The sequence below is a fragment of the Sulfitobacter sp. CW3 genome (genome assembly GCF_019392245.1).
Classification (GTDB): domain Bacteria; phylum Pseudomonadota; class Alphaproteobacteria; order Rhodobacterales; family Rhodobacteraceae; genus Sulfitobacter.
Map to the genome: position 1 here is coordinate 294,158 of NZ_JAHXRL010000005.1, position 6,884 is coordinate 301,041.

The window sequence follows — 6,884 nt, forward strand, 5'->3', positions numbered from 1 at the left end:
TCAGCGCTCATTTCCGTGTCACCCGCAGCATACGGTCCAGCATAATTGCAACGACCACGATAATCAGGCCGGATTCAAACCCAAGCCCCGTGTTCACGGAATTCAACGCCCGCACAACCGGCACGCCCAAGCCATCCGCACCCACAAGCGCAGCAATCACGACCATGGACAGCGATAGCATGATGGTCTGGTTCAACCCCGTCATGATCTGCGGCAGCGCATAGGGCAGTTCAATCTTCCACAACGTCTGGCTGGGTTTCGCACCAAAGGCCTGTGCCGCCTCAAGCAGCGGCTTGGGGGTCGAGGCGATGCCAAGCTGGGTCAGCCGGATCGGCGCGGGCAGCACGAAAATCACCGTGGCGATCAGACCCGGCACCATGCCGATCCCGAAAAATACAATCGCTGGAATAAGATAAACAAAGGTCGGCAGCGTTTGCATCAAATCCAACACAGGGGCCATATAGCGATACAGCTTGGGGCGGTGCGCGGCAGCAATGCCAATCGGCACACCTACGCCCATACAGACCACACAGGCCGACAGAACCAGCGTCAGGCTTTCTGTGGTTTCCTCCCAATAGTCTTGGTTCAGGATGAACAAGAACCCCAAAACAATCATCAAGGGCGTCTTCCAATTGCGCTGGATTACCCAGGTGACGGCCGCAAATGCCGCGATAATGATCAAAGGATGCGGCGTTTGCAGCACCCAAAGGATGGCATCAATCAACCACTCCATCGCGACAGACAGCCCGTCGAACAACCACCCTGCGTGGATCAGCAGCCAGTCAAAAACCGCCTCGGCGGCATCATCGATAGGTATCTTATTGTCGGTGAGCCAGTTCATTGGGGTCTCCGCGAAGGGGTTGTTTTATATACAGAAAAGGGCCCGCCCGGTGGCAGGCCCTTTTGATTGTTAGGGCTGTGTTATTCGACGATTGTCTTTGCAGCCGCCATCGCATCGCCACCGTCCATTGTGGTGACGCCTGCCAGCCACGCGTCCAGCACGCCCGGGTTTGCCTTGATCCAGGCTGTCGCCGCATCTGCGGGTTCTTCGCCGTCATCCAGAATGGCACCCATGATTTCATTTTCCATGGCCAGCGTGAATTCCATGTTATTCAGCAGCTTGCCAACATTAGGACATTCCTCGACATAGCCAGCGCGGGTGTTGGTAAAGACCGATGCACCACCAAGGTTGGGGCCAAAGAAATCATCGCCACCTTCAAGATAGGTCAGCTCGAAGTTGGCGTTCATGGGGTGTGGTTCCCAGCCAAGGAAAACAACGGGTTCACCCTTGCCTGTGGCGCGTTTGACCTGAGCCAACATGCCCTGCTCGGACGATTCCTTGACTTCGAAGTCTTTGAGATCAAACGCATTGTCGTCGATCATTGACTGGATCAGACGGTTGCCGTCATTGCCCGGCTCGATACCATAGATCGTCGCGTCCAGCGCGTCGGCATTGGCCGCGATATCGGCAAATGTCGTGATGCCCATGTCGGCGGCTGCCTTGTTGACGGCCAATGTGTATTTCGCGCCGTTCAGGTTGGCACGCACAGTATCCACTGTGCCCGCCTCGCGGTACGGGGCAATGTCGGCTTCCATTGTGGGCATCCAGTTGCCCAGAAACACGTCAACGTCCCCGGCGGCCATGGCGGTATAGGTCACAGGAACCGAAAGAATTTTGATGTCGGTTTCATAACCCAACGCCTGCAAAACAACCGTGGTTGCCGCAGTGGTGGCTGTGATGTCTGTCCAACCTACATCGGAAAACGTAACCTCGCCGCAGCCCGCAGCCGACAGGCTGGTGGCAAGGCTAAGCGTAAGAGCAGTCGTGGTGGCGAGAATTTTCATTTCGGGTAACTCCCTGTGTTGTTATATTTGATGGCGTATTAGAGCGCTAACATCGCCCATGATGCAACCCGATTTCTGGCGATCGAGGTTCTCGGCATGGGCTTGCACGGGGGCCCTGCGGTTGCTAGCCACGGACCAACCAGCCCAAAGCCCTAAAAAAAGGTTTTCCAAGATGCGCAATACAGAATGGATCGGCCTGACATGGGGGGCGGAATACCCGACCGTGACGGTTATCGGCAAAAACGGCGACCAGATCGCCCGGCATGCCGCGCCCACTGATCTGTCGCCCGACGGTTTGGCTGATTTCCTGTCGCCCTATTTGTCGGCGGGCGGGCCGACGCCCGTTCTATGTGCAGGGTTGCCGGGGATGCCGGCCGACATGTATCGCGCGGTGCCTACCGCCCCGATGACCGGGACATTCCAGATGGCCGCGTCCGACCCTCGGGTGGTGCTCCACGTCGTGCCCGGATTGCGCCAAGCCAAGCCAGCGGATCTGATGCTGGGGTGCGAAACCGCTATGGCCGGTCTGTTGGAACAACAGCCCGACTTTGACGGCGTCATTTGCACGGTCGCATCCCAATCGCACTGGTCACATATCAGCGCGGCTGAGGTCGTCAGTTTCCAAAGCTATATGACACCGGTTCTGGCCAGCACGCTTACGTCCACGCCCCCGCTAGCAGGCTGCGCGTCGCAAGGCCCGCTGGACGGTGCCACATTCAGTCAAGCGGTCGATGATGTAATGGGACGGCCGCAAACATTTGCGGCCACATTGGCGCAAATCTCTGCCGATGCAGCATTAAGCGGCGTCGCAGAAAATATCGGCTGGTCGCGCCTGATGGGGTCGCTGATCGGGTTGGAACTGTCGGGTGCCCGCCCATATTGGCTGGGCCAAAACGTCGTGATCTTGGGGGATGGTGTTGTGCCCGAGCTTTATAAAACCGCCCTCGCCACCCAAGCAGTACAAGCCCGGTTGATGTCGCGCGACGAGTTATCTCTTGCGGGGCTGAGACTGGCATGGGCCAAGCTAAACAATTCCTAGCCTGAGGAACACGAGCCGACACCCAAGGGACGATGCAGAGGGAATGGTGGGCGTTCCACATGTTAATATGCGTGAGTTGGGGGGCGGAATTCAGACCTCCCGCATAACCCCACCTGCAACCTTCCCAACATATCCCCTCACGAAACAGCCCACCCTTTGCGGTGGCGGCTTAGCTTACCCATCTGTCGGGAACGAAACTTCGAAAGCCCCGCCCTTAATCTCTGGCCGTGACACCGCGCGCAATGTGCCCCCCCAGTTTTCGACATGGCGACGCGCAATCGTTAGGCCCAGTCCGCTCCCTTCAACAACATCGCGTGGTTTTAATGTGATGAACGGGTCAAAAATACTGTCGCGGTATTCCTCCTCGACCCCTACCCCATCATCCCCGATAAGCAGCGCCCCATCCGTATCCACATTTGTGATGAATATCGTCCCTTCTTGCGCGCCGTGGTGTTTGACCACGTTATCTAAAAGCGCGGCGATGACCTTATCAAAGCCAGCTCGCGGCAACGCGCATCGTTGTTCGACCAAATTCAGCTCGATATTGAACCCATCGGGACAATCGTAGCTGCCTCGAAATGTCCTAACTGCCTCGCTTAGCTCGACTTCTTCAATCGGATCCTCCGACGCGCCCATCTCGCAAAGCTCGCGCACATCGGTCAGCAACATGTCAGCCCGTCGCGCGCTCACTTTTATCCCAGTGAGGTACTGATAAACATCGTCAGGCACCTTTCCCGAAACCTCGCCCAGATCCTCTTCGATCCAGTCAGGAAGCGTTTCAACCGCCCGCAAACACGCCCTAAGATCATGGACGAAATGGGATACAAATGCGTCACCCGATATCCGCAGCCCCTCTACCTGAGACATCACATTTAGCACTAAAACTCTCCAAAAAGGCTGGCGACAGGGCGACGCTATCAGGCCGAGCCTTATGAATTATTAATGGATCACATCCAAGAAATTCAAAATTCGATCTATTTATTTTGGGCAGGCGCGGTTCTGGTCATTCACTATTAACAAAGATCGGCCAACGTCTTGGCCAAGCTTAGCAGAGCAAATGGATGGCCCAAATGCATGATGGTCGAGGTAGCGATGATGACGGCACAGAAATCCTAGCCCCTGAAAACAAGGAACTTAAGGTTCTGATCGTCGACGATTCCTCGTTTGATTGTAAAAACATCATGCGGCAGTTTCGCCGAACCAGCCTGCGTCTTTCCATCGACACCGCGAGCGATCTTGACCAGATGCGCGTGGCTCTCGATACCCGCAAATATGATGTCATATTCGTCGACTATCACCTTACGCACGAAACCGGCCTTCAGGCCAGACAGGTCATCAGCCAACACCCCGAAAACGCGCAAACGGCGACGATCATGATCACCGGCGAGGCGTCCCATGAGGTCGCGGTCTCAGCTATTAAAAATGGATGTAAAGATTATGTAGCCAAGGCAGATTTGGATGCGATGTCGCTGGAAATGATGATGAAATCAGCGACAAAAAAGCTCGAGCAACACGCCTCCAAAGTATTGCAAAGCGAAATGGACGCGATCCACGACAGAACCATCGCAGCGATGTCGCAGCTTGTTCAGAATGAACTAAGCGATGATCGCATCGTGTCGCTAATCGTGCGCGCGCTGCAGCATGTGACGTATGTCGACGGTTTCCCGGTTCTGCAGCAAACGCCTGAAATTACTACGTCCGCTGAAAGCGAAAAACTTGACTACTTCGACTTCGGCGAATTGGCGGATCAAGGTATCTGATCACGGCGAACCTGCTATATCGTAATGAACACGGAGTGATGTAAGGCATATCATTCGAGTAAATGTGGCCGCTTGCGTGCGGCTTCCCGCAACACTCAGCGCACCAATGACATCATATCATCCATATATGTCGATCAAACTGCGGACATCTTAATACACCCGCATCACGTCCGGCATCAGAATTTCATTCTACGGGAATATTGGCGGAGGAGGTGTCCGCCAACCTAAAACCCTAACTAACTGTTTTAAAGTATTATTTATTACCTATAGTATTTTAATACCACATATCATACCGCGGCTCATTTAAAACTCATGGTTTGGATGCTGAAGTCAGCTTAGCGTCATGATGCCTCATCACCCCAGGCATCGTCGTCTTCAACCTCTTTACCGGCTTGCTTTTTCATAGCGTGCTCAATCAGATCTAGAAGATCCATCTGACGAGCTACAAAAAAGTCTTCGTAATTATCCCCTCGTATTAATGCTGGGTCAATCAGATGCGATCTCAAATAATTGTCTAGCGCTTCCTTAGGTACACGTGGATCATCCATGTAACCGTCCTCTAGCGACCCGAGATATTGAGACGGTGCCGCCCCGCCAATGATGCGGTTAGTTCTGGCAGACAACGGTGTTTTGTTAACTATTGAGTCGAACTCTTTTGGATCCTTGCCATTCACTGAACACCATTTTTGTGGGAAAATATGATGTATATCCACGGCTTCGTCAAAAAAACTAGTGTGCTCAAATTTCTGGCCCGAACGAAAATCCATCGCCCCACTTTTCATCAGAAGCGCGTTCACACCCTTATATGCTGCGGAAAGCCGCATTCTCATGGTTTTCAGCCGGTCCATATGAAAATTCGCTTCAAGAACTGTTCTTGGTTCTGACCCTCCATCGAACCAAGCCGGGACTTCAAGAAAATCAGATCCGATGCGAGTATCGACCGCTGATCCATATAATTCACCGAACACGCCGCACCAATACCATTGTGCCAACTTTTCGCGAATGGCAACGCTTTCCCAGTTTTTGCCAATATCAGCAAGAATTGCTGCGAGGGGAATGACTTGTGTTTGATATGGCAGGTCGCGCGCATTGAAAATATTGAGCATATGCAACAGCTTTGCTGCTCGTTGAAAACCCAAAAAAGCCGTCTCGCGATAGCTCAAATATGCTGACAAAGGGAGGTTGAGCAAAGCAGCCCGTTTGCCTGTGACCTGGGGTAATTCCTTGCCGTGTTTTCCCTCAGCAATTGCTGCACGCCGTAAATCTCTGGTGTGAAATAGTGAGATAACCTGTAGGAAGTCAGTATTGTCGACTTTCGACAGCACTCCCTCCTTCTTCTCACCAATTGCGTTAAGGGCTGCGATTTTTTCCGCATAGCCAATCTTACCTTTTCCGTCACCAAACCAGTCATCACGCAACTTATGCCCATCGGCCGCATACATTGCTGTAACCAACTCAAACGCATCAAGAGCTTTTCCGCCCGTGTTCACCTTTTCGAAAACAGTGCAAACAGCCTCTTTGCTCGTAGCCTTTCCCAGAGAAATGACCGGAACGGAATAGCCTTTGAACACATTGATGAACTGCTTCTCGAACGGCACGATAACCTCATTCCAGAGCGCTCCGAAGGTTCCATTGCTATTTAAATAGGTGATCAGTTCTCTCTGCCAATCGCTCCAATTGAATGTTTCACATATCGGAAACATGAGATTTGAAAATTCATCAGCCTGTGACGTTAAGTTCAAGCCTTCCGGCCATTTTTCACTCACTTTTAGCCTTTTGTCCTCTGGCACGGAAAATATTGCGTCGACCTTATCAACAGTCGGATCAATTGCCTTTCTTATGTCGATAAAGAACCACCGCTTGATTTTCTTATGTTTGATAGTTGTCGTTTCGACAACCTCACCGCGCATTGCCACCTGATAAATTGAAGTGATGCGCTGCTGACCATCCAACAACAACTCTTCCGGAAAATGCAGAGTGGGCAGAATAACGCCTTGCACAGGACGTGGGCTAAATTCCCACTCGCCGCCCGTTTTGAGTGTCATGATCGCACCTATCGGAAAGGCTCGCGAAACTGATGCCAAGAGATCGATAATACGATTTTCATCCCAAACCCATGATCGTTGAAAGTCTGGCAACTGTAATTTGCCATTTTGTGCCTCCTGACGTGCTCCCCTGAAAAGTCCGGTTTTTTGAGTTAGCCTGTTCTCTCAAAAGGAGACAGACGATGAAGAGAAGCC

Annotated in this window: 5 protein-coding genes and 1 pseudogene; 2 read left to right on the top strand and 4 right to left on the bottom strand. The window is 52.6% G+C overall.

Features of this window, described 5'->3' with window-relative positions; all coding sequences use genetic code 11:
- Nucleotides 1–7: 7 nt before the first annotated feature.
- Nucleotides 8–841: a choline ABC transporter permease subunit gene (gene choW, locus KZZ06_RS13980; protein WP_219580730.1), complete on the bottom strand. Its 834-nt coding sequence runs from the start codon at nt 839–841 to the stop codon at nt 8–10.
- Between the two features lie 80 nt (nt 842–921).
- Entirely contained in the window at nt 922–1,845 is a 924-nt protein-coding gene (locus KZZ06_RS13985; protein ID WP_219580731.1) for a choline ABC transporter substrate-binding protein, read from the bottom strand.
- A gap of 172 nt (nt 1,846–2,017) precedes the next feature.
- Between KZZ06_RS13985 and KZZ06_RS13990 the strand changes: the two genes are divergently transcribed.
- Nucleotides 2,018–2,884 carry a 2-dehydro-3-deoxygalactonokinase gene (locus KZZ06_RS13990; RefSeq protein WP_219580732.1) on the top strand — a complete coding sequence of 289 codons (867 nt, stop codon included), beginning with the start codon at nt 2,018–2,020 and terminating at the stop codon, nt 2,882–2,884.
- Nucleotides 2,885–3,058: 174 nt separating this feature from the next.
- Here the strand turns inward: KZZ06_RS13990 and KZZ06_RS13995 are convergent, their stop codons facing one another.
- Nucleotides 3,059–3,763 carry an ATP-binding protein gene (locus KZZ06_RS13995; RefSeq protein ID WP_219580733.1) on the bottom strand — a complete coding sequence of 235 codons (705 nt, stop codon included), beginning with the start codon at nt 3,761–3,763 and terminating at the stop codon, nt 3,059–3,061.
- A gap of 182 nt (nt 3,764–3,945) precedes the next feature.
- Between KZZ06_RS13995 and KZZ06_RS14000 the strand changes: the two genes are divergently transcribed.
- Complete coding sequence (locus tag KZZ06_RS14000; protein WP_219580734.1) at nt 3,946–4,644, top strand: response regulator; 699 nt, start codon at nt 3,946–3,948, stop codon at nt 4,642–4,644.
- Between the two features lie 341 nt (nt 4,645–4,985).
- On the opposite strand, the pseudogene KZZ06_RS14005 reads toward KZZ06_RS14000, so the two are convergent.
- Nucleotides 4,986–6,788 (bottom strand): annotated as a pseudogene (locus KZZ06_RS14005) (DUF262 domain-containing protein); the annotation flags it as partial.
- Nucleotides 6,789–6,884: the final 96 nt, after the last annotated feature.